Origin of the sequence: Rossellomorea pakistanensis (genome assembly GCF_016908495.1) — a bacterium.
Taxonomy (GTDB): domain Bacteria; phylum Bacillota; class Bacilli; order Bacillales; family Bacillaceae_B; genus Rossellomorea; species Rossellomorea pakistanensis.
The window spans coordinates 1-25,423 of the sequence record NZ_JAFBDZ010000009.1 but is presented as its reverse complement, the minus strand read 5'-3'; the positions used below and the strand labels follow the sequence as shown (position 1 = coordinate 25,423).

The following is a 25,423-nucleotide window of genomic DNA, read 5'->3' as shown; positions in this document are numbered from 1 at the left end:
TGACTTTTTTTAGCGATACAAATAATATAAATACTTTGTTTTTGTGAAAATTGTACGTGTGTATGATTTTATGCTTCTTTTCGCACCTCGACATTTTCATCTTTCCAGCATTCTACATTTTTAAGTCCTTTAATATTGCTAGCATAAAATACAGGATCTTTCCCCTCTTTTTTCTGCTTCAAGTAGTCTTTTAATACGGCTATTGCAATTTTCCCAATTAAAGCTAGAGCGATTAAGTTCGTGATTGCCATAAGTGCCATAAAAAGATCAGCTAAATTCCAAACCATGCTTAAGTTTGATACGGAACCAAAAAGGATCATTCCTAACACAGCTAAACGAAAGATAAAGATAGCTGCTTTGTTTTCCTTAATAAAACCAATATTTGATTCAGCGTAATAATAATTACCAATAATTGAACTAAAGCAAAGTAATAGGATCGTAATGGCTACAAAAATACTTGCCCATGGTCCAACGTGGCTAGCTAATGCACTTTGAGTAAGCTGAATGCCGCCTAGTCCTTCTCCAGAAATTCCAGATAATAAAATAATGAACGCTGTAGCACTACAAATTAATAATGTATCAACAAAAACACCTAACGTTTGTATAAACCCCTGTTTTACCGGATGGCTTACATCTGCCGTAGCTGCTGCAACAGGTGCACTACCCATACCAGCTTCATTAGAAAATAATCCGCGTTTTACCCCATTTATTATTGCAGCACCTACCCCACCAGCAACAACTTCGTTCAAGCCAAATGCACTGGTAAAGATAAGGCTGATGACCCTTGGAAGTTCACTAATGTTTAAAATGACTATATATGCTGCCAAAATTAAATAAAATATTGCCATAACTGGTACAACCACCTGAGACACTTTAGCAATACGGTTTACCCCACCAAAAATAACGAAACCAGTTAATACAGATAAGACCATACCGATAACAAGGCGGTTCGTACTAAATGCTTCCTCAAATGCTATTGAAATGGTATTTGATTGAACGGAATTAAAAGCAAGTCCAAAACAGAAGGTGATTAAAAGTGCAAAAACAATTCCCATCCCTCTTGCACCAAGTGCTTTTTCCATATAGTAGGCCGGTCCACCTTTGAATCCATTTGAATCTTTAACTTTATAGACTTGAGCTAACGTACTTTCAATAAAACTTAGTGCTGCACTGAAGATTGCGACTACCCACATCCAAAAACAGCACCTGGACCTCCTAATGTAATTGCAATAGCTACACCAGCTAGATTTCCTGTACCAATTCTTGATGCTGCACTAATACAAAAGGCTCCAAATGATGAAACTCCTTTCTTTCCATCACTATTTGTAGGACTTTCCTTTAGTAAACGAAACATTTCTCTTGGATTTGCCACTTGAACAAATTTTGTTCGGAAAGTAAAATAAATTCCCAAACCAATTAGTAAAGCTATTAAAACATAGGACCATAGAATTGTATTACCCCAATTAATCAAACTTTCTACCACAAGAATCACCTCTCTGTTTTAAAATAAAGCAGTTATTTATTAACCTGTTACCTCGTTGTGGGATATAATTAACTTTTCTAAAGAAAGATTATAATTGGTTTTCCCCCCGTTTGTGCTATTACTAAATGATTAAAGTATTTCTCCTCGGAAACCAATTGATAATCTACTCTTTTTTAAATGAATGACACCTCCTTTAAGCGTTTCCACAATATAAGTTATTTTAATAACCTAGCTACAAAAAGAAACCGAATGCTACAAATAGATCTAAAAAACTTATTTAATTTTCAGATAACGTGTCGGTTGATTCAGAAGAACTTTTTATATAAACTAACGTTACTATTAGGAAATCTTTAAACCGGAAGTGATCGTTTTGGATATGTATCCTTTATTAAGAAAAGACCGTATCATTATTTTAATTATGATATTTTTTGTTCCATTAGCAGGAGAAATAAACTTTTATCCTATTAATGAAACATTTCGAGTTAGCTTAGGACCACCAACTCTTTTCTTACTTCTACTGTTTTTAAGAAAAACTGCCATTATCCCAGGTTTTTTAACAGCTATACTTGTTGTGTTTTTTCGTATTCTACTAGATTTTATGTTAGAGGCAAACTTTAACTGGTTAACTTCTTTTGAAACTCATTACCCTAGTTTTTTCTTTTACTTTACTTATACTTGTCTTTTTTATTTATTAAAAATTAATCGTTTTCATCGTCGTCTATTAGTCATTGGTACCTTTGGAATAACTATTGAAATATTGTCGAACTTTGTAGAGATTTTCATACAATATATTATATTTGAAGTCACAATTACTTCCGGTTCATTATTTGAAATGTTCTTTACTGCTCTTTCTCATAGCTTTATGGTATTAGGGGTTTTTAGTATGATGAAACTATATGAAGCACAGTCTCAAGAGATAGAAGTTCGAAAGCGAAATGAACATATGTTATTACATGTATCTAATTTATATGAGGAAACTATTCATTTAAAAAAAACACTTCAAAGTTCGGAAAAGATTACAATGAAAACTTATGAATTATATAGAGAATTAGTTGAAAAGGAGGTTGTAGATAATAAATGTATTGAAAAAGTCCGTCAACAATTACTAGAAATAGCTGGTGAAATACATGAGATTAAAAAAGATAATCAGAGAATTTTCGCAGGCTTATCAAAACTTATCTCAAATGAAAGTTTTACAGATTATGTCAATATTAATGATCTAATTAAAATAATTGTACGTGCAAATGAAAAGTATGCACACCTATTAGAAAAAGATATTCTTTTTAGTTATAACATTAATGGGAGTCACCCCCATTACCACATTTACACAATTCTATCGATTGTTAATAATTTAGTTGCAAACGCTGTAGAAGCTATTAAAGTAAAAGGAGCCATCAATATAGAGGTAAGTTTAAAACATCATTCGGTTCAATTTCAGATCGAAGATGACGGTCCAGGTATTCTAGATAAGAATAGGGAATTAATTTTTAAACCTGGTTTCACTTCTAAATTTGACGGAATGGGAAATCCCTCAACAGGTATAGGATTAACTTTTGTAGAGGATATGGTCAAAAAGCTCAATGGGAACATCACCTTCAAACAAGGCCCAAACGAAAGAGGAACAGTTTTCATTATTTGTTTGCCAGTTGATAATTTGGTTGAAAAGGAGAATACTATATGAACTTTTATATAACAGATGATGATGTAACAGTTCGTTCCATGCTTGCTCAATTTATCGAGGATGAAGATCTCGGACAAGTAGTTGGAGAATCCGATGATGGTGCATTCTTAAATGGAGAAACTTTAAACTTAAAAAAGGTTGATATTTTATTGATTGATTTATTAATGCCAACTCGTGATGGTCTTGAAACGATTCAATCTATTAAACCGACTTTTAAGGGTAAAATCATAATGATTTCTCAAATAGAGTCAAAAGAACTAATTAGTAAAGCATATACACTTGGAATAGAAAACTACATTATAAAGCCAATTAATAAAATAGAAGTATTAGCTGTTATCCGAAAAGTAATGGAACATACACGCCTAGAAAAATCAATTCAAGACATTCAAAAGTCATTAAATACTGTACTTCAAATGGATACTATGTTGAATAAAAAGGAGCCATCTTTTAAAGAATATAATATTAAAAATTATGGTGAATTACTTTTGACAGAATTGGGTATTACCGGTGAATGCGGCAGCAAAGATTTAATAGAAATATTAGCTTTTTTATTTAATTATGAGAAAAAGAATACTTTTGAACACGGGTTACCATCTCTTAATGAAATTTATGAATATTTAGCAAATAAAAAGCTTGGGGCTACTGCTGATGAAGGGGATTTAAGAAGGGAAGCAAAAGCCTCTAAACAACGTGTTCGAAGAACTGTTTACCAGTCATTGAACCACTTAGCCTCTTTAGGACTTACGGACTTTTCAAATGCAAAATTTGAAAAGTATTCTTCCCAGTTTTTTGATTTTACTATGGTTCGCAAAAAGTTGACAGAGTTAAAAAATGAATCAAAACCAGCATTTACTTCTACACGAATTAATATAAAGAAATTTATTCAAGCTTTATATTTCGAAGCAAAACGAATGATGTTAGAGTGATTAAACCAAAAGAACAACTTACTATACAAGTAACTACTCATTCATCGCAAACATTTATTGAAAAACGTTAATAGTCCCAGCAATATAACATATTAACGATGCTTTTACTCAATATTCTTACTAAGCAATGTACAGTAAAATCCCCCAAAAACAGCATAGGATTATATCCCATATTTTTCTTCAGGGAATACTAACAGAAACTCCTATCGCTCCATCACGGATTCCGAGTATCATATTTTGTATTATGGAAACATCTGATTCACTGTAACCGGTCACGTATACAATATCAGGGATCAAGTCACCAGTTACATCGCCAGTTACTGAAGCAACTACACCAGAAATTCTCATATATGGATTAAAGTAATATCTATTCATAATAGGCTCCCTGCATAAATTTAATTGATACAATAACCTATGCACTAATGGTACACATGTTCATATCTACTAAATTCATACAGGCACTTAAACACTCTATGGGTTATACATTAGAGTGGAAGGAGCGTCAGCCTATGCCTTGGCAACAGAAAATTCCGTACTTTCAGCCTATTGGAATCTCGTTCGTAGATGGAACAGGAACTTCAGGGGTTTTATGCGGGGTCTCTGATGGAAAGCTTCTTGTTATGAAATACCTATAACAAGCACAATTCGCCTTAATGCAATATGATATGTATACGATTCAGGATATACATGGATTTCCTCCTTGTCCTGTGAAACAACCACTATATTAATAAGAACATCCCTAATTATTTTATAAGAAAGGATAAATATATTGGGAAGGAAGGGATTTGTGTTCTTGAAGCGTCTGTCATCCCAAAAGTCTTGATAAGCGAATTTTAACAACAAAAAACCACTCCCTACATTTTAATAGGAAGTGGTTATTGCTATTGATATAAGTTTTTTACATGATTACTTCTCAAAATGAGAGAAAGACGGGTAAAAAATAGCCTTAACTATTTCTTAAATGTAGGGCTTAAGAGCCTTACATCATGCCGCCCCTAAGGTGAGAGTGTGTAATATCTTTAACCTGGTGTGCGTAGAGTGCTGTATATCAATGTTTTGTTAAATTTTGTCTGTAACATCTTTAACGGGAATTAACCGTTTTTACTGGATTGCGTTAGCAATATGTTAGCATTTTTAGTGTTATTATTTACTAAGGTAATAGACTTCTGAAGTTTAGTTTTTGTTAGAAAACTTTTCACGAGTCAATTTGGGCACAAATAACGATAAAAAGAAAGAACGGGATAAACTAAATACTACAAACGAGATCCATAATCCGTGATTTTGATATAAAGGGACAAAAAACCAAAGCGCTATTAAAAAGACAATCAATGCTAAAGTAATGGAATCACGGATGGATTTTGCTTCAGTAGCACCAGAAAAAATTCCTTCTAACTGCAAACCCCAGAATCCTAAGATCGGAAACACAAGCATCCACACTAAATAATTTTCTGATACAGCCTTTACTTCTGGAATTGTCGTAAAGAAAGCTATAATACTATTACCAAAGATAAATACGCTTAAACTCAAAAAGATTGCTGAAGCTAATCCCCAAAGAGCTGAAAGAGTAAATGCCCGCTTATAAAGGAACAGATTTGCCCCACCTATAGCTCTGCCAACTAAGATACTTGAGGCATTGGCAAAACCACCAAATAAATAAGCTATAATATAGTGAATTTGTAGTAGGATGGCATTGGCTGCTAACGTCACTTCACCCAGGCCTGCCCCCATAGAAGTAAATATTACTGTCATTGTGAGCAAACATACAGTCCTCAAGACTAAATCCCTGTTCATTTTCATCATTTTTAGAATGGGTTCTTTTTCTAGCAACATCGATAACTTTATACCAGCTAATCTCTCTTTATTCGTCAAATACAAAAGCCATGCCCCTAATACAACAGCACTAACCTCAGCTATAAGAGTAGCATAAGCAACGCCCTTAATTCCCATTCCTAATCCTAAAACAAAAACAAGATCTAATATAATGTTTAAAACATTCATCCATATTTGAATAGTCAAAGCTAAGCGAACCTTCCCCATTCCAATAAGCCAACCAATAATGACATAGTTTAGTAGAATAAATGGTGCTCCCCAAATTCGAATAGAAAAATAAGTTGAGGCAAAGGATGATACAGCTTCACTTCCTCCAATTAATGATAAGGCAATGGCAAGGATAGGATTCTGTAAAACGATAAACAAGAAGCCAAACAATATAGCCAATATCATTGGCCTTAGAAAAGAAAGGATTATTTCACTTTGTTTATTTGCCCCTCCTGCCTGAGCGGTAAATCCACTTGTACTCACTCGTAGGAAACCAAGCAGCCAGTACATCGTGTTAAATATAACGGCTCCAACAGAGACTCCCCCAATTGAAGCCGGGTCAGGAATTCTTCCTACTACCGCTGTATCAACAGCCCCTAAAATAGGAGTTGAAATTCCAGATATTATGAGTGGGATGGCCAACACCAAATACTCCCTATGACTATAAGGCGCAGTGTTATTTAAGACCATAGAATCTGTTGCCAATTTCATAAATTCCTCCTGCTTGATGTATATCTTAAACGGTTGAAGCTACTTGTTTATCTTTTACAGTTAACCATTATTGCCTGGTAATTTGGGGCTTACCTAGACCTGAAATTTTTATTCCATCATGATACATACCCGCTTTAAGAACACTCATAAATCCTAACCAACAATTACCTAATAATTACAAAGTATAATCTCTTTCATTATGTAGAAAAAGACAGGTTTCCCTGTCCTTACGCAAATGTCTTACTAACTTTTTAGAGTCATCGTTAGAACCAAAAATTTACATTTTATCCTATCTAACTTCGCGATTATTTAGATAATCTATTTGTGTCAAACCCAGTTTACCTTCGTTGAAATTGTACGAAAACGCGGGTGTTCAGCAAGGATAGATTCTCTTAATCGTTTAACTATAGGGTGTTTGGATGAAAAAAATTGGTCTTTTGAATCGTAAAGTTCAATCAATTCTCCTTTTTCCAGGACACCAATTTGATCAGATATCGAGAAAGCTGCTTTAATATCATGTGTGATAAAAAGATAAGATAAGCCGAAGTCATCTTTTAAGTCGCTTAATAATTGTAAAATTAAGCTTTGTGTAACCATATCTAAACTACTAACTGATTCGTCAAGGACGATTAATTTGGGTTGAAGAGCAATTGCTCTAGCAATATTTATCCTTTGCAATTGTCCACCACTAAATTGGTGAGGGTATTTTTTTAGATCCCTTTCACTTAAGCCTACTCTTTCTAATAGCTCAATGACCATTCTTCTTTTTTCTCCAATAGATAGCTTTTCAAAGTTCTCTAACGGCTCACTTATAATTTGTTCGGCTGTCATTCGGGGATTAACAGCGGAATTTGAGTCCTGAAATACAACTTGAAGGTCACGGCGTATTTTTTGTTTGATAGCTTTATTTAAATTGTAAATATCATATCCTTGAAACAAAACCTTACCTTGCTGTGGGCGTTGAATTCCGAGAATTACTTTCCCTAAAGTACTTTTCCCAGCTCCGCTTGTACCAATTAACCCCAAACATTTTCCTTCTTCAATAACAAAGGAAATCTCATTAAGAATATTATTTGTTTGGACCTTGCCTTTAAAAAAATTTTTAGAATTATAGCTAAAGTTTACTTGTTTTACCTCTAATAAGCTCAATGGTTCCACCTCTTGGGAAATTCGTTTTGCCCGTTACAACATATAAGAATAGGGTTGTTTTTGAGAATATAAGGTTGGCCTTGTTCTTAACAGCTTCTTCGTGTACTCATGTTGTGGATTATCAAATAGTTCTAATACATTTGCAGTTTCTACTATTCTCCCATGCCGCATCACGATTACATCGTCAGCTAACTCTGAAATAACTCCAAGATCATGTGAAATAAGAAGAATAGATGTTCCATACTCAGAACGAATCTTATCTAATAGACGAAGTACTAATAATTGGCTATGAAGATCAAGTGCTGTAGTTGGCTCATCTGCAATAACAACTGCCGGTTTTAAGCATGCAGCCATCGCAATCATAACTCGTTGAAGCATTCCACCACTTAACTGAAATGGATAGCTTTTTAACAATTTATTGGGATCTGGCAAATTTACACTTTCCATCACATCAGTCGCAAGCTCCTTTGCTTGCTTTTTATTTAATGAAGTATGCGATCTAATCGTCTCAGAAAATTGGTGGCCGATCGTAAAAACGGGAGTAAAGGCATTCATCGGATTTTGCATAATAAAAGCAATTTCCTTTCCTCGAACTTTCCGCATTTCTTTGTTTTCTAGACCATTCAATTCCCTATCTTGTAGTATAATGCTCCCTCTAATATCCATATTCTTCTCATGTAGCTGTAGAATAGACATACTTGTAACAGTTTTACCACTACCACTTTCCCCAACAAGACCCAGAATCTTCCCTTTTTTAATTCCAAAATTAACATCCTGAACAAGTGTAGAAAAGCCTTTATTGTTTCTTACTTGCACATGTAAGTCTTTTACATTTAAAATGTCTCGCTCATTTGCTTCCATATATTCAACAGTCCTTTTTCATTTAGCGGCGTTTAACCCCAAACCGTTCTGATAGTGATTCACCTAATAAATTAAAGGTAACAACGACTAGCATAATCATTAAACCCGGATAAATCATTAATGTAGGATTTGTTCTGATATAGGACTTCCCTTCAAGAATCATCGCCCCCCATTCTGGAGTAGGGGGTTGCACACCTAAGCCTAAAAAGGACATAGATGATAAATTCATAATTGCCCAACCCATTTCTAATGTTCCCATTACTGCTAGTGATGGTAGAACATTTGGAACAATATGTTTCTTCATGATAGTCGATGTAGAAGAACCGCTAATTTTAGCCGCTATAATATAGTTCTGTTCTTTCAGGCTTAGGACCATTCCTCGTATTACCCTTGCGTAATAAACCCATTGTACGAGAATTAACCCTAAAATGACTTGTTTAAGACCCGCTCCCCAAATACCAACAAATCCAAGAACAAACAAAAGGCTTGGGATCGCCATAAGACCATCACCGATCCTCATTAGCAATTGATCAACCCAACCACCTATATATCCAGCAATGATACCAATGATTAAACCAATACTTAAAGCTGAAAAGAAAATTAGCAAGGCAAAGCCTAACGATATTCGAGCCCCATATAAGATACGTGAAAACGTACATCGACCTAAATGATCTGTCCCTAATGGATAATCCAAAGAAGGCGGCTGTAATTTATGAGCTAAATTAACAGCGATCGGGTCATTAGGTGCAAGCCACGGAGCAAATATTGTGATCAAAAATAATATACACAGTATTAGAGAACATATGACAATCACTTTTTGACTTTTTAATACACCACGAAACATTGCTATCATTGATACTGCCTTCCTTTTCTGGAAATACGTGGGTCAATATACATTTGAATAAGGTCAACAATTAAGTTGCTGACAAGAAATACTCCCGCTGCTAATAGTACATAGCCTTGAATAACAGGAGCATCACGGTTAAAAATAGCATCAATAAAATACCGCCCAAACCCTGGCCACGAAAAGACTGCCTCTACAATAATAGCCCCAGTCAATAAGTTCCCTAAATTCATTCCAAGCCCAGTAATCATAGGAGAAATAGCAATTCTTAGTACATGCTTCCCCATTATAATCTTTTCATGAATTCCCCTCGTCCGTGCAAAAAGCACATAAGACTCTTGTAAATTATCAAGAGCACTTGCGCGTAACAGGCGAGTATATAAAGCTATTAAAGGGAAAGCCAACGTGACTGAAGGCAAAATTAAATGCTTCCAAGTTCCCGTACCTTCTACTGGGAAAAGGTCTAGTTTTACAGAAAAGAAAAAGATCAATAAATATCCAAGCCAAAATGATGGAATCGATGCCCCTATAAAAGAGAGGAATCGACTAAAATGATCAATAGCACTGTTCTTCTTTATACCTGCTAAAAACCCCAAAGGGATACTTACTAAAATTGCAATCAAAAGACTGCCTATAGTTAACTGAATAGTTGCTGGCAATCGCGAAGAAATCTCTTCCCATACAGGTTTATTCGTAACATAAGATATGCCAAAATCAAGTTGGCATATCTTAATAAGGGCGTTCACATATTGGATTAGAAGAGGTTGATCTAAGCCAAACTCATGTCTTTTTTGTTCCAACATCTCATCTGTCGCTTGGATATGTGCTGCAGCAAAGTATGCCTCAGCTGGATCCACTGGTGATAGGTTAATCATTCCGAATGTTAGTAGAGTAGCAATAAGAAAGATTGGAACGATGGTCATTATTCGTTTCAAGACATAAGTACCCATAAAAACCTCTCCTGTCGCTTACTCGTTTACACTAATCCCTGTAAATGGATGTTCATCTCGGTTACCAGGGAATGTAAAATTAGAAACATCCTTTTGATAAATTGCTATTTTCTTAATATACGAAATAGGTACAATAGCACTTTGCTCTTGTAATGAGCCTAAGATTGCCGTGTAAAGCTGTTGACGTTCGTTTTCATCCGTTGTTTTTTGAACTTCAGCTATTTGGATCATTAACTCTTCTTTATTAGGATAGGATGAAATCGCTTCTCTAAATCCAAATCCTTCTGTGTTCATCATGTTTACGAAAGTATGCGGATCATATGGTGCACCAAAGTTACTATAAAAATTCATATCAAACTCATTCGCTTTGAATCTTTCCACTTGAGTGGTAAGTTCAACTCCGACAATATTTAGTTTTACACCTAAACCCGCCCACTCAGACTGTAATGTTTCAGCCATTGTTTTTTGGATTACTTCAGCAGAGTTATACATCAACTCAATTTCAAGTGGTTTCCCGTCTTTTTCACGTACATTTTTACCCTCTGGCAACATCCAGCCTGCTTCATCTAATAATTGTTTCGCTTTTTCAACATTATATTCAACCTTGGTCGTATCAACATTTGAAGTGTAAGGTAAGTTTGTTGGTAAGATATAGTCAGCCTTCTCTTCTAATCCAGATGTCACACCTTCAACCATTGCTTGTTTATTAAATCCATAATGTAATGCTTGGCGAACACGTACATCAGAAAGCTGTTCTTTATTCGTATTCATAACTAGCTGTCTAGTGGCGACTGGCTCAGAAATGCTAGTTCCATAGGAACCTGTGGACTCTAATTGCTTAAAAGAATCTATACTGATAACACCTTCTCCATAAACAAGGTCTAAGTCCCCTTTTTCGAAAGCGAGTATGCGTGTTTCAGCATCAGGAATGACTTTAACTTTAATTTTCTCTACACTTGGGTGTTCTCCCCAATAATTTTCGTTACGTTTAAATACAGCAAATTCATCTACTTTATATTCATCTAATACCCATGGACCAGTCCCAATTGGCTTTTCTACACCTTTTGAAGTGTCACCGTCTTGAGGAAAACCAGCTTCCCCTAAGAATCGAACTGGGCGTACAACAGCTAATTCTTGAATTGTAGGATAATAGGGTTCTGTTAATGTTAATTTAAATGTATACTCATCGATAGCCTCTGTTTGAGCGATCTTCGGAATAAATCCTAACCATCCATGCATATCTACATTTTTTAATATTGCATCAAAGTTCTTCTTCACAATTTCTGCATTAAAACTTGTACCATCAGAAAACTTCACATCTTTACGTAAGTGGAACAGGTATTCTTTCCCATCATCGGAAATTTCCCATGATTCTGCTAAATGTGGTTTTAGTTCCCCCCCATCTTGGTAGCTAACTAAAGGTTCATATAGCATGGATTGAGCAAATAATTGAGATGGATTATAAACATGTGGATTCATCTCTCCTATATCCCTAGGCCATGCAAAAGTAAACATATTGCTACTTTCACTGGTAGACTCCATATTTCCTGCTGAATTACTTGAACAACCAAGTAATGCCAAAGATAACATAAGGACAATTACAGATATAAGCAAAAAATGTTTTATATATATTGGTTTTGCCATAGCACTCGCCCCCCTAATTGAAAATGATAACTATTATCACATAGTAGGATATAGATATTTGATTGTCAATATGTTTTCGTATTTTTAACAAAGAATTCAGTCTAATTTTTATTTAATATTTTTAGATATAGTGAAAAAAAACATTAAAATAGGCTATTACCTTTTGATGTGTAAGGTGTTTACCACCTCTTAAGAATAAATATTAAATGAAACAAGAATCCGTTATTTGTTTAATTAGTCGTATATTTAACAAAAGAACTGAAAAAGAGGCTTCTCAAAAGCTAAATTAACTAATGAGAAGCCTCTTTTATTTTTCATTATGTTAGCATTTTGTTAGCAAACCACTTCAAAACCCTTATATTTCAAGGGGTTGAACGGTCATTACATCATGCCGCCCATTCCACCCATGCCGCCCATATCAGGCATTGCAGGGCCGCCTGCATTTTCTTCAGGAATATCTGCTACAACAGCTTCAGTTGTTAAGAACATTGCTGCAACTGATGCTGCGTTTTGAAGGGCAGAACGTGTAACTTTTGTTGGGTCTACGATACCAGAGTCGATCATGTTTACCCAATCTCCAGTTGCTGCGTTGAATCCTACTCCTACTTCTTCTTTCTTCAGGCGCTCAACAATGATGGACCCTTCAAGACCAGCATTGTGTGCGATTTGACGGATTGGCTCTTCAAGTGCACGAAGAACGATATTGATTCCAGTTGCTACATCGCCTTCAGCATCGATGCCAGCTACTTTGTTATATACGTTTACAAGTGCAGTTCCACCACCGGATACGATTCCTTCTTCTACAGCTGCACGAGTAGAGTTTAGAGCATCTTCAATACGAAGTTTGCGTTCTTTAAGCTCAGTTTCTGTAGCTGCACCAACTTTAACAACCGCTACTCCACCAGCCAGTTTCGCTAAACGCTCTTGTAATTTTTCTTTATCGAATTCAGAAGTTGTTTCTTCTAATTGTGCACGGATTTGGTTTACGCGAGCAGCGATTTTCTCTGACTCACCAGCACCTTCAACAACTGTTGTGTTTTCTTTTGTCACCACAACTTTAGAAGCGCGACCAAGTTGAGTGATGTTGGCAGATTTAAGATCTAGTCCAAGATCCTCTGTAATCACTTCTCCACCTGTAAGGATGGCAAGGTCTTCAAGCATTGCTTTACGACGGTCACCGAAGCCAGGAGCTTTCACTGCTACTGCATTGAATGTTCCGCGTAGTTTGTTCACTACAAGTGTAGCAAGTGCTTCGCCTTCAACATCTTCAGCCACGATTAATAATGGCTTGCTTTGTTGTACAACTTGTTCAAGTACTGGAAGGATTTCTTGAATGTTACCAATCTTCTTATCTGTGATTAAGATATATGGATCTTCAAGAACTGCTTCCATTTTGTCAGAATCTGTTACCATATATGGAGACGCGTATCCACGGTCAAATTGCATACCTTCTACTACATCAAGCTCAGTAGTGAAGCCTTTAGATTCTTCGATTGTGATAACGCCGTCGTTACCTACACGCTCCATCGCTTCTGCAATTAGTTGACCTACTTCTTCGTCAGCTGCAGAAATCGCAGCAACTTGTGCGATGGATTCTTTTCCTTCGATTGGCTTAGAGATTGCTTTAAGCTCTTCAATCGCAGTTAGAACCGCTTTTTCGATTCCTTTACGTACTCCTACTGGATTTGCTCCAGCTGTTACGTTTTTAAGGCCTTCACGGATCATCGCTTGAGCTAGAACCGTTGCTGTTGTCGTACCGTCACCAGCAATTTCGTTTGTTTTGCTAGCTACTTCTGCAACAAGCTTTGCACCCATGTTTTCGAATGCATCTTCAAGTTCGATTTCTTTAGCGATGGTTACACCATCATTTGTGATTAGTGGAGAACCGAATTTTTTCTCAAGAACGACATTACGTCCTTTAGGTCCAAGTGTTACTTTAACTGCATCTGCTAATTGATCTACTCCGCGAAGCATCGCGCGACGAGCTTCTTCGCTGAATTTAATTTCTTTAGCCATTTTGAAACAACCTCCTCGTATTAGTAAACGTAAGTGTATGTTTTAAGCTATTATCTTTAATTACTCACCAATAACAGCAAGAATATCGCTATCACGAAGGATTAAATATTCTGTGCCTTGGTATTTCACTTCAGTACCAGCATATTTAGAGAAGATGATTCGATCACCCTCAGCAACTTCTAGAGCTACTTTCTCACCGCTGTCAAGAACGCGACCTGTACCTACAGCAACAACCTTACCTTCTTGCGGTTTCTCTTTTGCTGAATCAGGAAGAACAATACCGCTTGCAGTCTTTTCTTCAGATTCTACTAGTTCAATAACAACGCGATCACCTAGTGGTTTTAACAAGTGAAACAACCTCCTCAATAGTTATGTAAAAATTAAGTTTATTTATTAGCACTCGAACTCACTGAGTGCTAACACAATTATTATAATAAATAATTCATATCCATTTTGCAAGTATCCTGAATAAAAATTTTCATGATTTTTTTCTATAAGCACACCCTAATACTATATGTATATTGTTTCTCAAATATAACATCTTTTTATTAGGCTGTTTTTCTAAAAGATTGTTGTTTTTGTCATGTGTTTTGAGAACATAAATTTTTTCAAAAGGTTGATTGGAACGGAAGGGGGGAGACTCCTGCGGGAAAAGCGGGATAGGTAAGACCTAAGCAGGAGCAAGGCGACGAGGAGGCTCACCGCTCGCCCCGCGGAAAGCGAGCACCCTAGAGAGGAAATCAACTATCCCTTTCCAAATACCAACAGAGTTTGTGAAAACATTTTTTATTCAAATACCTCTTATTTGAACCTATCCTTTTTTACTAGTAGAATTGAAAAGAATATATGACCATTTTAGAAGGAGTTCGTTGTAGTGAAAAAGCACTTTCTCTATTGTCTTGCCGTATATATACTGATGCAGCTTTCTGGAGTAGTGGGGGTTCCCCTTCTCTATTACATAGGTGTAGAATATTTGAATCAAGCACCCAAGCATTTGGAAGAGGTGCTTCCTGGGTATTGGTTAATCATTAGCTTTTCCGTGAGTTTACTCGTTATTTGGTTTATCTTAAATAAATCAAAGGATGACCAAACACGTTTAGAACGATCGCAGCCACTTTCGCCTGGCCTTTCATTACTTTTGGCTATTGGTGGCGTATTTATGGCGTTTTTCGCTCAAGGCATAGCCATTCAAATTGAGTATGCGTTAGGGATTGAGATGGGTTCTGAAAACACGGAAATGATTATTGATATCATTGAAACTGTACCTATTTCAATGATGGTTGCTTCTGTCATTGGCCCTATCCTTGAAGAGATTGTATTTAGGAAGATTATCTTCGGTTCTCTATACGAACGTTTTCCTTTCTTCTTATCCGCTTTGATTAGCTCAGTGATCTTTGCGTTTGCTCACTTTGAACCAGAGCATGTTATTTTATACTCCGCGATGGGATTTACCTTTGCTTTCCTTTATGTTGTTTCAAAGAGAATTATCGTGCCGATCATTGCCCATGTTTCGATGAATACGATGGTTGTTCTTATGCAATCCATCTTTAGAGAAGATATTGAAAAATTAATGAAAGAAGCGGAAAACTTACCAGGATTTATTGGAGGATTATTTTAAATGAGAAGATCACCTTTGTTCAGTGGCCTTATATACATGATACTTGGGGTATTATTCACCTACTTTGCCATCCAAAATGTTAATAACCAAGGCTGGGGATTCTTTTCCTACTTACTTGTATTATTAGCGACATTAGATTTCGGATCTGGTTTAAGAATGGTGAATTTACATTTCAAGATAAAGAAAAACTTGAAAAAATAAAGATAGGGACGAGCCTTAATGGCTTAGTCCCTATTTTCTTGCTCATATAGCTCTTGCTCTAATTTCTGCTCTGCCTCTAGTGCTTTCTTATAGCCAATTTTGCTTATCCAAAGGCTAATTTCATATAAAATAAATAACGGTACGGTGACCATTAGATGGGAAACAATATCCGGCGGCGTAATGAATGCTGCAATTACCAGTAATAAGAAGTAGGCTATTTTACGCATCTTCACCATTTGCATCGGTGTAACGATTCCTAATCGTGTTAAAAACAGCATCACAACTGGTAATTGAAATAAAAATCCAAATGGAACAGTGAGTTGAAAAAGAAAATGAAAATATTCATTGATTCCAATGACCTGCTCAATTTCTAAGCTGTCTGATAAAGTCATCATAAAATCGACAACATATGGAAAGAGAATAAAGTAGGAAAACGATAATCCCCCAAGAAATAGAATAAGAGAAAAAGGGATGTAGCTCAGTGTCACTTTTCTCTCTTTTTCGTATAATCCTGGACTCACGAATGACCACAATTGAAATAAAATGACTGGTGAGGTCATAATTAATGCGATAAAGATCATCATTTCCATATAAATCTTTAAAGGATCGGTCATGCGAAAGGCATTCATGGTCAATTCCTTAGCCTCGTCTGCTCCCTGTAAATACCGAATTAATGGTTCCGCTAAAAAGAAACTCGCAATTACCGCCAATACGAAGAAAACGACTACAAACATGAGCCGTTTTCGTAATTCACCTATATGTTCATAAAGCGTCATGTCTTCTCTTTGACTCATGGCTTTCATCCTAACATCCACTACTTAGCATCTTTATTCTTAGAATCATCGTCATCATCTGCTAAGCCTTTTGTTGCATTTTTGAATTCGCGCAATGTACTTCCTGCTGCTTTCCCTAACTCTGGTAATTTCTTAGGACCGAAAATAAGTAAAGCAACAATTGCAATAAGTATGATACTACCTGGACCTACCATTACGCTACACCTCCTCACTACTATATATTAACGCAATAAAATCTATTTTTCTATTCTATCCATTCTCATCTTGTGACATTTCCGTGTCATCTTCAGAGTAGTGCTTTAAAAAGTATACTAAAGATTGAAGCTCGACAGCAAGGTCAATATGATGAATACGAATGTGATCTGGAACACTCAGACGTGCAGGTGTGAAATTTAGGATTCCTTTCACATTAGAAGCTACCAATCGGTCGGTAATATTTTGTGCTGAATGAGCAGGCACGGTCAAAATCGCCACTTCAATATTAGCCCCCTCTAGCTTCTCTTCCAATTCATCCATATCGCAGACTGGGACATCACCAATTTCAGTACCAATCTTCTCTTTGGCAACGTCAAACGCCATCTCAATTTTAGTATTGTTGTTTTTAATAAAATTATAATGTAAAAATGCCGTTCCGAGATTTCCAACACCGATTAATACCACTTTCGTTAACGCATCCTGATCAAGTGTCTTTCTAAAAAAGGATAGCAGATAGTTAACATTATACCCATATCCTTTTTTGCCTAATGCACCAAAGTATGAAAAATCGCGGCGAATCGTCGCCGAGTCTACCTTTACCGCCTCACTAAGTTCTTTTGAAGAAACTCGTTGTTTCCCAGATGAATGTAGGTTTTGAATAAAACGATAATATAACGGTAAACGTTTCGCCGTTGCTTGTGGAATTTTGCTTGTTTCCTGATTCATCTACCATTCCCCCACAAATGATTTAAGCTCTTGTATAATCGGGACTTTTCACCCCGCCAGTTTTCTCTATTAAATAGGTTTCACCGATCACCATGCTTTTATCAACAGCCTTACACATATCGTAAATGGTGAGTGCACAAACAGAAGCTGCTGTTAACGCTTCCATTTCTACTCCGGTACTTCCCTTTGTTTTTACTTTTGCCGTAATTTCTAACACAAAATCTTCTTTCCATTCGAAAGAAACATCGATCCCCTTTAATGGAATCGGGTGACACATCGGGATAATCTCCCATGTTTTCTTCGCAGCCATAATCCCAGCAACTTGCCCAACAGAAAGGACATCACCTTTTTCCAATTGCTGATGGATGATCGCTTCATATACTTCCTTATTAACCTTTATACTTGAATGAGCCAGAGCAGTCCGAACTGTATCTGGTTTACTACTAACATCCACCATTCTCGCTCTTCCTTCTTCGTTAAAATGAGTGAATTCAGTCATATAATCTCTCCTCCCATACATCATACACTATTTTCATACCTCTGTCTTTGAAGTTTGAAAGACTTTTCACAAATTCATGGAGAAATAGTCTAGAGAGGCAATAATTATTATAAAATTTCCGCAAAATTAGAAACTGAGCCAAAGTGTCAGGTACCATATCATGATTCCTGACCATCTGGCTCAGTTGATTACTTCCGCTTGCTATCTTGGTAATTGGAACGTTATTGTTTTATTTTTGAATAATCCTTTTCCATCGGTACCAACAAAAGGACCAAATACTAGATCGAACTTCTTGAACAATTCGAATTCATCTTTTCTAAACAAAAACACATGGTATTTCTCCCCTTGTTCCCCTGCTTTAATTTCCTTAGGACTTGAAGGTTCAGCCATGCCGGCAGAAATAACAGAGCCACGATCTTCGTCTATGCGAAGTTTAGAGCCGATATTCCAAATACTAATTGGCGCATCTGACTGATTATCCAGCTTTAATTTAACCGTTAAGGCAACAATCCCGTTATCCCCGAAATTACTAAAACGCTCTACATTTTCCGCCGTTGGAGTAACCTCTGTATATTGAACACCTTCTAATGTTACATTCACATCACCAAGTTTTTGGGTTTCATTGATGCCCGATTTCTCAAAAATCATTTTCTTATCCGCTAGATTATCTGTTGTCAGCTTATCCGGATAAAAATTTGACTCACTGACAGCTTGTTGCTTTTGCTCTTCACTGTATGCAAAGTCAAATATAGCATTCTCCTGGAAAGAATCTTTATACTGTTTATTATCCGCTACACCGCCTTCAATAATAAACTTTGGTTTAACGGTACTAAGGGAGTCAAACTCCTCATTTGTTAGTGTAAAAGTCACAAGCCCCGTAATTTTCTCACCTTTAGCATATTTCGATACTTCTGTTTCTTTCTTGGACTTCACTTTGTCTTCTTCTTTTACAAATGTGTTATGGGTATCATTCGGAATATAATCTAACTCACTGGAAACTTGAATCCGAAAATTAGGATTGTAATACATTGCTTTACCTGTTGTATTATCTAGCGTCACTTTTGCCGTCACAACATATCCATCGGTTTGATCATCAAATGGAATCGCAAAGTCGGGGCTCATATCGGTTACTTTTACGATTTGGTACTCTTCAACAGCTACTTTAAACCCTTCCATATCATGACTATATTTAGGATCTTTATTCGTGTAGATCACTTCCACATTTCCTTGAGATTCTTCTGCAATCGTTGGATTTAGTACATCAGATGATGTTTCTTCCTTTTTTTCTACTTTATCTTCTTTAGCACTTGTATTCTCAGTTTTTGGCTTTGAGTCTTTCTTATCTGATGAAGCTTCTTCATCACTACCACATGCTGCTAACAACAGCATGGAAGAAAGAATAGAGGACCATAGAATTTTTGACTTTTTCACTTTTTCACGACCTTTTGCTGTTTTTTTAATTCACTGTTACGAATCTTGTCTATGTAACCTATGAAATTATGACTCTCTTTTAAACACAAAAAGTAATATAGCATATTTTAGAATTTTTTTACATGCATTTGGAAATTTCTTTCATCTGTTACTATTTACCGATACCTTTCTTTCATTTTGAAATAAAGGCTGTAGTTAAGCGGTTTTATGAACCTTTCTCCCCCTGAAAAGTGCTGGAATCATCTAAGAAAAAAGTAAAATAGACCTATATTTAAAAAATGAGCCCCTTTCCCATGGATCTAGCTTATTGCCTGTTCCCTCTTCAATAAGATAAACTAACGATATAAGGTTGAGGTGAATCAAAATGATATTATTGCAAGTCAATCAAATAACAAAATCCTTCGGTGCCGAAGTGATTCTTTCCAATATAAAGTTAGAAATTCAAACCCGTGACAGGATTGCTCTTGTCGGGAGAAATGGTGCAGGGAAATCAACACTCTTAAAAATTATTTCCGGGCAGATGTCTTATGATTCTGGGGAAATAACGAAGCCAAAGGAAGTTTTAATGGGCTACCTGGCTCAAAATACAGGATTAGAATCCGATCGAACGATTTGGGACGAAATGCTACTAGTGTTTCAAACGCTCCTTCAACAAGAGACAAAGCTTCGCGAGCTTGAACAAAAGATGGCAGATCCGACTGTATACGAAAACGCTGAAGTCTATCAGCGCATTTTAAAAGAATATGATGAACTTCAGGTCCTATTCAAGGATTCTGGCGGCTACCAATATGAAGCCGATATTCGCTCTGTCCTACACGGATTAAATTTTCAGGATTTTGATTATCGTACAAAGATATCTACATTAAGCGGTGGACAAAAAACACGATTGGCTCTCGGAAAACTTTTGCTTAGTAAACCAGACATCTTAATTCTGGATGAGCCAACAAACCATCTAGACATTGACACCCTTTCATGGCTGGAACAATATTTACAAGGATATGATGGAGCCGTACTCATTGTTTCCCATGATCGCTACTTCCTTGATAAAGTCGTCAATCAAGTTTACGAAATCTCAAGAAACGCTTCAAAAAAATATATAGGAAATTACAGTAAATTCCTTCAATACAAAGCAGAAAACTATGAAAAAGATCTTAAGCAATTTGAAAGACAACAGCAGGAAGTTGCAAAGCTCCAAGACTTTATTCAACGAAACATTGCTCGGGCATCTACAACCAAAATGGCGCAAAGCAGAAGAAAGAAATTAGAGAAAATGGATCTGATGGACAGACCACAAGGTGACGAAAAGTCTGCAAACTTCTCCTTCTCCATTGATCGTCAAAGTGGAAATGATGTTCTCAAAGTGGACAATCTATCTATTGGATATGATGATGGCTTAATTTCAAAAGGGCTCTCTTTTAATGTTCAAAAAACGGATAGTATTGCCCTTGTTGGTCCAAATGGTGTCGGAAAATCAACTTTGCTTAAAACATTGATAGGAAGATTAACTCCTCTTCATGGAAACTTTTCTTTCGGGTCCAATGTTTCTATTGGCTACTATGATCAAGAACAAGCAGAGCTTTCCTCCAATAAAACCGTTTTAAATGAGCTATGGGATGAATATCCGATGAAAAATGAAAAAGAAATCCGCACAATCCTTGGAAATTTTCTATTTTCAGGGGAGGATGTTCTAAAACCGGTTACAGCCCTAAGCGGTGGGGAAAAAGCTCGTCTTGCCTTATCTAAGCTGATGATGCAAAAAGCCAATCTTTTGATTCTTGATGAGCCTACGAACCATCTTGATCTCGATAGCAAAGAAGTTCTGGAAAATGCACTCATTGATTATCCTGGTACCATCATCTTTGTCTCTCATGATCGTTACTTTATTAATCGAATCACCACCAAGGTGTTAGAGTTATCCACAAACGGAATAACAGAGTTCCTAGGTGACTACGATTACTATATACAGAAAAAACAAGAAATGCTTGAGCTTGCAGAGCTTGAAGATAATAAAGTGGATAACATTGTGGAACAATCAAATAAAAGCTCATTCAAGATCGATAAAGAAGCAAAAAAGCTAGAACGGCAACGAAAAAGAAGAGTAGAAGAGTTGGAAGGGCAGATGGAAGAAATTGAAGGCGAGATCGAAGAATTAGAAGCTAAGCTTGTTGACCCCGATGTTTTTCAAGATCATGAGCAGCTGCAAGAAATAACATCAAAATTAGAAACGGCGAAAGAAAAACTTGAAGAATTAATGGAAGAATGGGCAGAATTAGAAGAGTTATTACAAACTTAATTTCGTGTTATACACATAGATCTGTTTGAATTGTTAGTAACTTCAGACAGGTCTATTTTTATATGAAAATCTTCCCATGCTTACAAAGTTATTCACATTATTTTTGTTGATTTAACGTTATTAACAGGATTTTTCCACAATATCCACAGATATCTTCCTGGTTATCCACAATATCCACTGTTTATAAACATGATTTTATCCCTATGCTTTTTAACAAGATTTTTCAACTTACTCACACCTTATCCACAACCTGTGTACAAAACATTTGTTCTAGAAAAGCGGAAGCGCCTCGAACAGGTCCGACAAGCATAAGCCAAGTCACATAGAAAGGGTGCTTTTTCCCTTTCTATGTGACTTGGCTTATGTCTCGAGGACCTAGGCGCTGGAGCTGGACACTAGAAAAGCGGAGCGCCTCGGATTAAGGATGAAAGGCTAAGTTTGCCACCTCCTGTGGGCCACCGACAAGCATAAGGCGAGTCAACAAGGAAGGGCGCCCTTCCTTGTTGACTTGACTTATGCCTCGAGGAGCTGGACACCAGAAATGCGGAACCCTTGTGTATAGGATGAAAACCAAGTTCGCCTCATCACGTGGCTTTGCCTCTGATCACTTATCCCAAAGTCATCCACATTTCTGCTTAATGCTTAACAATGAAAAAGCACATGACCTCTTCACTGGCCATGTGCCCTCTCTTAAAAAGTTTCTAAATCTAAACCTGGATTCGCATTCATCTCTAATCCACTTCTTTTTCCTTGCTGGAAGCGAATTGTCCCTGCTGCAGCAATCATAGCGGCATTGTCCGTGCATAAATGTAATGGTGGAATGATGAGTTCGATGTCAGGAAAATCCAAAAATGCCTGTTCAAGTTCCCACCGTAACCCTTTATTAGCAGCAACCCCACCTGCCAGCAGTACTTGTTTAACATTGTAAAGCTTTGCTGCTTTTATTGTTTTAGTCACTAAAACCTCTACGACACTTGCTTGAAAGCTTGCGGCCAAATTTTCTGGAGATATCTCTTCTCCTTTTTGTCTCGCATTGTGAAGCGTATTAATCACTGCCGATTTTAGCCCACTGAAGCTAAAATCAAACGAGTCTGGCTCAAGCCATGCTCTTGGTAAGGAAATCGTTGGTTCTCCTTCATGGGCAAGCCGATCGATATGAGGCCCACCTGGATATGGTAACTGAAGCTGTCTTGCCACTTTGTCATAGGCTTCACCAGCTGCATCATCCCTCGTTTCTCCAATAACTTCAAAAACCCCGTGCTCTTTCATCAAAACTAATTCAGTATGCCCTCCAGAAACGACTAGAGACAATAAAGGGAACTTCATTTCGGTTATTAAACGGTTTGCATAGATATGTCCTGCAATATGGTGAACGCCAACAAGAGGAATATTATGAGCAAAAGCAAGAGCTTTTGCAGCATTCACTCCAATTAATAAAGCACCGACTAATCCAGGACCTTCTGTTACTGCAATCGCATCAATAGATGTAATCGTCATATTCCCTTGATGCAATGCTTCTTCTATCATAACGGTTACTTGTTCAACATGATGTCTCGATGCAATCTCTGGTACTACACCACCAAATCGTTTGTGGCTTTCAATTTGGGAAGCGACAACATTTGAAATGATTTCTGTTCCGTTTTTTATGATAGAAACCGCTGTTTCATCACAGCTCGTTTCAATACCCATTACATATAAATCATTTGTCATTTTAAATTCACCCACATTACTAATGCATCCTCTTGATTATCAGAATAATAGTTTTTTCGTATGCCACCATTTTGAAATCCAAGCTTTCGATATAATCGTTGTGCTGGTTCATTACTAACTCTCACTTCTAAGGTCATCGTGGCTGCTCCCATTTCAATCGCAAGTGTGATCATACTTTTCATCATCAAATGGCCTAAACCATTCCCACGCATTTCTGGCAAAATAGCTACATTCGTAATATGAGCTTGATCCACAATGATCCACACACCACAATAACCGATAACCCTTTCCTCATGTTCAACTACTAAGTAGGAAGCAAAAGAATTATTCTCGATTTCATTATAAAAAGCCTCTCTTGTCCAGGGAATCGAAAATGATTTTTGTTCAACTTCCATGACATCATCTAAATCTTCTAATCCCATCAGCCTTATCGAATAATCTCCCATAATAAGTCCTCAGCTATTCCTTATCTTTTTGTGACTCTAACCACTTAACTTCAGCTTCAGCCATTCGAATATAATTTGGAACAAACCCGTGAACAGGATTGTGTTCTCGTTCTAATCCAAGAAGGGCTAGTTCAGCAGGACGAGGATTATGGCTTGATAGGTGAGCAAATACACCTTTCTTTCCAAGCTTACTTGAAATAACTTCACGATGAATATCAACATCATGACCTAAGAATAGAATATTTTCTTGATAATCATTTAGGTGTCCTATCCAATCTGTCATTAAAAGGTTCGAATCACTTACCAACGTTACGAGCTTACCTTCTTCAAATTTGTAAAGACCTGTATAGACCTGACCTCTTCTCGCATCAAATAATGGACATAGCAGACCATCAAAATACCTACCAGAAGAAGCTAATACAGCTAAGCTAGATACCCCGACAATGGGAATGTTTAAAGACCAGCTCAAGGTCTTCGCAATGGTCACACCAATTCTTACACCTGTATAGGATCCAGGACCTTGTGCGACCACAATTTTCGTCAGCTCCTTCGGCTTCACATCACACTGTTCTAGTAGCATCTCAACGGCAGGCATTGCTCTTAACGAGTGATTCTTCTTAAGGTTTGTCATAAACTCCCCGACAACTTTCCCCTCTTCAATCAACGCAACTCCCAATTGATAATTAGACGTATCGATTGCTAATACTTTCATGAAAAAATCTCCTCACATATCTTTACATACCGGTCTCCGAGAGGCTGAAGCTCAACTCTTCTATTCGTATCCCCTTCACGAAAAATGGCAATCGCTAATCGATGGGGAGGAAGCTGCTCTTCAATAATATGAGCCCATTCCACTACCGTAACTCCATTTCCTTCAAAATACTCATCAAAGCCTAGATCTTCAAAAGAATCCTCTAATCTATATACATCCATATGATAAAAAGGCATTGTGGTACCTTTGTATTCCTTAATAATAGTGAATGTTGGACTATTCACCGTTCTAGAAACACCTAGCCCTCTAGCTAACCCTTTTGTAAAAGTCGTTTTTCCAGCACCTAGATCACCCTCTAAAGTAATTAAATCATTAGGCGCTAAATAGGAAGCTAATTTTTCAGCAAATATAGAGGTTTCCTCTGGGGTGTTCGTTTTAAAAATAAACTGACTCATCATGAATCTCCTTTAGTCTAACGTGTATAAAAAAACCCTAGGATGATGACAATCCTAAGGATTATGTATATATGTAGTTTACCCGATTTTGTAAAGATGAGCAAAATCAAATGTAGACATAAAAAAATAACGAAACACTGTTTCGTTAATCATGAAGTAATCTAATGGCGGTCCGGACGGGACTCGAACCCGCGACCTCCTGCGTGACAGGCAGGCATTCTAACCAACTGAACTACCGGACCATTTGGTTGCGGGGACAG

The 25,423-nt window shown here is 36.8% G+C and carries 23 protein-coding genes, 1 tRNA gene and 2 pseudogenes; 6 read left to right on the top strand and 20 right to left on the bottom strand.

Annotated elements, in window-relative coordinates:
- Window positions 1–68: 68 nt before the first annotated feature.
- Window positions 69–1,489, bottom strand: a pseudogene (locus tag JOC86_RS23560) (alanine/glycine:cation symporter family protein).
- A 355-nt stretch (window positions 1,490–1,844) separates the two neighbouring features.
- Here JOC86_RS23560 and JOC86_RS23555 point away from each other — a divergent pair.
- Window positions 1,845–3,164, top strand: coding sequence for a sensor histidine kinase (locus JOC86_RS23555; protein WP_338021818.1), 1,320 nt, complete (start codon window positions 1,845–1,847; stop codon window positions 3,162–3,164).
- Complete coding sequence (locus JOC86_RS23550; protein WP_205175948.1) at window positions 3,161–4,090, top strand: response regulator; 930 nt, start codon at window positions 3,161–3,163, stop codon at window positions 4,088–4,090. Before JOC86_RS23555 ends, JOC86_RS23550 begins: the two co-directional genes overlap by 4 nt.
- Before the next feature lie 180 nt (window positions 4,091–4,270).
- Here JOC86_RS23550 and JOC86_RS23545 read toward each other — a convergent pair whose 3' ends face one another.
- Complete coding sequence (locus JOC86_RS23545; RefSeq protein WP_205175946.1) at window positions 4,271–4,465, bottom strand: hypothetical protein; 195 nt, start codon at window positions 4,463–4,465, stop codon at window positions 4,271–4,273.
- A gap of 134 nt (window positions 4,466–4,599) precedes the next feature.
- On the opposite strand from JOC86_RS23545, the pseudogene JOC86_RS23540 reads away from it, so the two are divergent.
- Window positions 4,600–4,818, top strand: a pseudogene (locus tag JOC86_RS23540) (hypothetical protein).
- 445 nt (window positions 4,819–5,263) lie between these two features.
- Here the strand turns inward: JOC86_RS23540 and JOC86_RS23535 are convergent.
- From JOC86_RS23535 to groES, 8 genes are all read right to left on the bottom strand, one after another.
- Complete coding sequence (locus JOC86_RS23535) at window positions 5,264–6,619, bottom strand: MATE family efflux transporter (protein ID WP_239587817.1); 1,356 nt, start codon at window positions 6,617–6,619, stop codon at window positions 5,264–5,266.
- A gap of 327 nt (window positions 6,620–6,946) precedes the next feature.
- Window positions 6,947–7,768, bottom strand: coding sequence for a nickel import ATP-binding protein NikE (gene nikE, locus JOC86_RS23530; RefSeq protein ID WP_205175945.1), 822 nt, complete (start codon window positions 7,766–7,768; stop codon window positions 6,947–6,949).
- Window positions 7,769–7,801: 33 nt separating this feature from the next.
- Window positions 7,802–8,629 (bottom strand): nickel import ATP-binding protein NikD, encoded by an 828-nt coding sequence (gene nikD, locus JOC86_RS23525; RefSeq protein WP_205175943.1) that lies wholly within the window; start codon window positions 8,627–8,629, stop codon window positions 7,802–7,804.
- A gap of 22 nt (window positions 8,630–8,651) precedes the next feature.
- Window positions 8,652–9,482 (bottom strand): nickel ABC transporter permease subunit NikC, encoded by an 831-nt coding sequence (gene nikC / locus JOC86_RS23520; protein WP_205175941.1) that lies wholly within the window; start codon window positions 9,480–9,482, stop codon window positions 8,652–8,654.
- Window positions 9,479–10,423 carry a nickel ABC transporter permease subunit NikB gene (gene nikB / locus JOC86_RS23515; protein WP_205175939.1) on the bottom strand — a complete coding sequence of 315 codons (945 nt, stop codon included), beginning with the start codon at window positions 10,421–10,423 and terminating at the stop codon, window positions 9,479–9,481. Before nikB ends, nikC begins: the two co-directional genes overlap by 4 nt.
- Before the next feature lie 18 nt (window positions 10,424–10,441).
- Window positions 10,442–12,013 (bottom strand): nickel ABC transporter substrate-binding protein, encoded by a 1,572-nt coding sequence (nikA, locus tag JOC86_RS23510; RefSeq protein ID WP_419096148.1) that lies wholly within the window; start codon window positions 12,011–12,013, stop codon window positions 10,442–10,444.
- 435 nt (window positions 12,014–12,448) lie between these two features.
- Complete coding sequence (gene groL, locus JOC86_RS23505; protein ID WP_205175935.1) at window positions 12,449–14,083, bottom strand: chaperonin GroEL; 1,635 nt, start codon at window positions 14,081–14,083, stop codon at window positions 12,449–12,451.
- 60 nt (window positions 14,084–14,143) lie between these two features.
- Entirely contained in the window at window positions 14,144–14,431 is a 288-nt protein-coding gene (gene groES / locus JOC86_RS23500; RefSeq protein WP_205175933.1) for a co-chaperone GroES, read from the bottom strand.
- A 526-nt stretch (window positions 14,432–14,957) separates the two neighbouring features.
- Here groES and JOC86_RS23495 point away from each other — a divergent pair.
- Together JOC86_RS23495 and JOC86_RS23490 are read left to right on the top strand one after the other, a co-directional pair.
- Entirely contained in the window at window positions 14,958–15,701 is a 744-nt protein-coding gene (locus JOC86_RS23495; protein ID WP_205175925.1) for a CPBP family glutamic-type intramembrane protease, read from the top strand.
- Window positions 15,702–15,902 (top strand): YdiK family protein, encoded by a 201-nt coding sequence (locus tag JOC86_RS23490; protein WP_205175923.1) that lies wholly within the window; start codon window positions 15,702–15,704, stop codon window positions 15,900–15,902.
- 23 nt (window positions 15,903–15,925) lie between these two features.
- Here the strand turns inward: JOC86_RS23490 and tatC are convergent, their stop codons facing one another.
- From tatC to JOC86_RS23465, 5 genes are all read right to left on the bottom strand, one after another.
- A complete protein-coding gene (gene tatC, locus JOC86_RS23485; RefSeq protein WP_205175921.1) occupies window positions 15,926–16,696 on the bottom strand; it encodes a twin-arginine translocase subunit TatC in 771 nt (256 codons plus the stop codon).
- Window positions 16,697–16,716: 20 nt separating this feature from the next.
- Complete coding sequence (locus tag JOC86_RS23480) at window positions 16,717–16,890, bottom strand: twin-arginine translocase TatA/TatE family subunit (RefSeq protein ID WP_205175919.1); 174 nt, start codon at window positions 16,888–16,890, stop codon at window positions 16,717–16,719.
- A 55-nt stretch (window positions 16,891–16,945) separates the two neighbouring features.
- A complete protein-coding gene (locus JOC86_RS23475) occupies window positions 16,946–17,617 on the bottom strand; it encodes a redox-sensing transcriptional repressor Rex (RefSeq protein ID WP_205175917.1) in 672 nt (223 codons plus the stop codon).
- 22 nt (window positions 17,618–17,639) lie between these two features.
- Complete coding sequence (moaC, locus tag JOC86_RS23470; RefSeq protein ID WP_205175915.1) at window positions 17,640–18,116, bottom strand: cyclic pyranopterin monophosphate synthase MoaC; 477 nt, start codon at window positions 18,114–18,116, stop codon at window positions 17,640–17,642.
- 201 nt (window positions 18,117–18,317) lie between these two features.
- Complete coding sequence (locus JOC86_RS23465; RefSeq protein ID WP_205175913.1) at window positions 18,318–19,547, bottom strand: DUF5068 domain-containing protein; 1,230 nt, start codon at window positions 19,545–19,547, stop codon at window positions 18,318–18,320.
- Between the two features lie 364 nt (window positions 19,548–19,911).
- Here JOC86_RS23465 and JOC86_RS23460 point away from each other — a divergent pair, with 364 nt between their 5' ends.
- A complete protein-coding gene (locus JOC86_RS23460) occupies window positions 19,912–21,840 on the top strand; it encodes an ABC-F family ATP-binding cassette domain-containing protein (protein ID WP_205175910.1) in 1,929 nt (642 codons plus the stop codon).
- Window positions 21,841–22,530: 690 nt separating this feature from the next.
- Here JOC86_RS23460 and tsaD read toward each other — a convergent pair.
- From tsaD to JOC86_RS23435, 5 genes are all read right to left on the bottom strand, one after another.
- Entirely contained in the window at window positions 22,531–23,550 is a 1,020-nt protein-coding gene (gene tsaD, locus JOC86_RS23455) for a tRNA (adenosine(37)-N6)-threonylcarbamoyltransferase complex transferase subunit TsaD (protein WP_205175908.1), read from the bottom strand.
- Window positions 23,547–23,996, bottom strand: coding sequence for a ribosomal protein S18-alanine N-acetyltransferase (rimI, locus tag JOC86_RS23450; RefSeq protein ID WP_239587816.1), 450 nt, complete (start codon window positions 23,994–23,996; stop codon window positions 23,547–23,549). Before rimI ends, tsaD begins: the two co-directional genes overlap by 4 nt.
- A 13-nt stretch (window positions 23,997–24,009) precedes the next feature.
- Window positions 24,010–24,708 carry a tRNA (adenosine(37)-N6)-threonylcarbamoyltransferase complex dimerization subunit type 1 TsaB gene (gene tsaB / locus JOC86_RS23445; protein ID WP_205175901.1) on the bottom strand — a complete coding sequence of 233 codons (699 nt, stop codon included), beginning with the start codon at window positions 24,706–24,708 and terminating at the stop codon, window positions 24,010–24,012.
- The gene (gene tsaE, locus JOC86_RS23440) at window positions 24,705–25,163 is read right to left on the bottom strand and encodes a tRNA (adenosine(37)-N6)-threonylcarbamoyltransferase complex ATPase subunit type 1 TsaE (protein ID WP_205175893.1); all 459 of its coding nucleotides are present in this window, start codon (window positions 25,161–25,163) and stop codon (window positions 24,705–24,707) included. The genes tsaB and tsaE overlap by 4 nt, the downstream gene beginning before the upstream one ends.
- A gap of 165 nt (window positions 25,164–25,328) precedes the next feature.
- A tRNA-Asp gene (locus tag JOC86_RS23435) sits at window positions 25,329–25,405 on the bottom strand.
- Between the last annotated feature and the right edge of the window lie 18 nt (window positions 25,406–25,423).

What these genes read in the sequence shown, in the direction of transcription:
- JOC86_RS23460 (WP_205175910.1), top strand. Translation starts at nt 19,912, where the DNA reads ATGATATTATTGCAAGTCAATCAAATAACAAAATCCTTCGGTGCCGAA.
- JOC86_RS23550 (WP_205175948.1), top strand. Translation starts at nt 3,161, where the DNA reads ATGAACTTTTATATAACAGATGATGATGTAACAGTTCGTTCCATGCTT.
- JOC86_RS23475 (WP_205175917.1), bottom strand. Translation starts at nt 17,617, where the DNA reads ATGAATCAGGAAACAAGCAAAATTCCACAAGCAACGGCGAAACGTTTA.
- tsaD (WP_205175908.1), bottom strand. Translation starts at nt 23,550, where the DNA reads ATGACAAATGATTTATATGTAATGGGTATTGAAACGAGCTGTGATGAA.
- tatC (WP_205175921.1), bottom strand. Translation starts at nt 16,696, where the DNA reads ATGAGTCAAAGAGAAGACATGACGCTTTATGAACATATAGGTGAATTA.
- groL (WP_205175935.1), bottom strand. Translation starts at nt 14,083, where the DNA reads ATGGCTAAAGAAATTAAATTCAGCGAAGAAGCTCGTCGCGCGATGCTT.
- moaC (WP_205175915.1), bottom strand. Translation starts at nt 18,116, where the DNA reads ATGACTGAATTCACTCATTTTAACGAAGAAGGAAGAGCGAGAATGGTG.
- JOC86_RS23545 (WP_205175946.1), bottom strand. Translation starts at nt 4,465, where the DNA reads ATGAATAGATATTACTTTAATCCATATATGAGAATTTCTGGTGTAGTT.
- nikA (WP_419096148.1), bottom strand. Translation starts at nt 12,013, where the DNA reads ATGTTATCTTTGGCATTACTTGGTTGTTCAAGTAATTCAGCAGGAAAT.
- rimI (WP_239587816.1), bottom strand. Translation starts at nt 23,996, where the DNA reads ATGGGAGATTATTCGATAAGGCTGATGGGATTAGAAGATTTAGATGAT.
- JOC86_RS23535 (WP_239587817.1), bottom strand. Translation starts at nt 6,619, where the DNA reads ATGAAATTGGCAACAGATTCTATGGTCTTAAATAACACTGCGCCTTAT.
- nikB (WP_205175939.1), bottom strand. Translation starts at nt 10,423, where the DNA reads ATGGGTACTTATGTCTTGAAACGAATAATGACCATCGTTCCAATCTTT.
- tsaB (WP_205175901.1), bottom strand. Translation starts at nt 24,708, where the DNA reads ATGAAAGTATTAGCAATCGATACGTCTAATTATCAATTGGGAGTTGCG.
- JOC86_RS23490 (WP_205175923.1), top strand. Translation starts at nt 15,702, where the DNA reads ATGAGAAGATCACCTTTGTTCAGTGGCCTTATATACATGATACTTGGG.
- nikD (WP_205175943.1), bottom strand. Translation starts at nt 8,629, where the DNA reads ATGGAAGCAAATGAGCGAGACATTTTAAATGTAAAAGACTTACATGTG.
- tsaE (WP_205175893.1), bottom strand. Translation starts at nt 25,163, where the DNA reads ATGAGTCAGTTTATTTTTAAAACGAACACCCCAGAGGAAACCTCTATA.
- JOC86_RS23480 (WP_205175919.1), bottom strand. Translation starts at nt 16,890, where the DNA reads ATGGTAGGTCCAGGTAGTATCATACTTATTGCAATTGTTGCTTTACTT.
- nikC (WP_205175941.1), bottom strand. Translation starts at nt 9,482, where the DNA reads ATGATAGCAATGTTTCGTGGTGTATTAAAAAGTCAAAAAGTGATTGTC.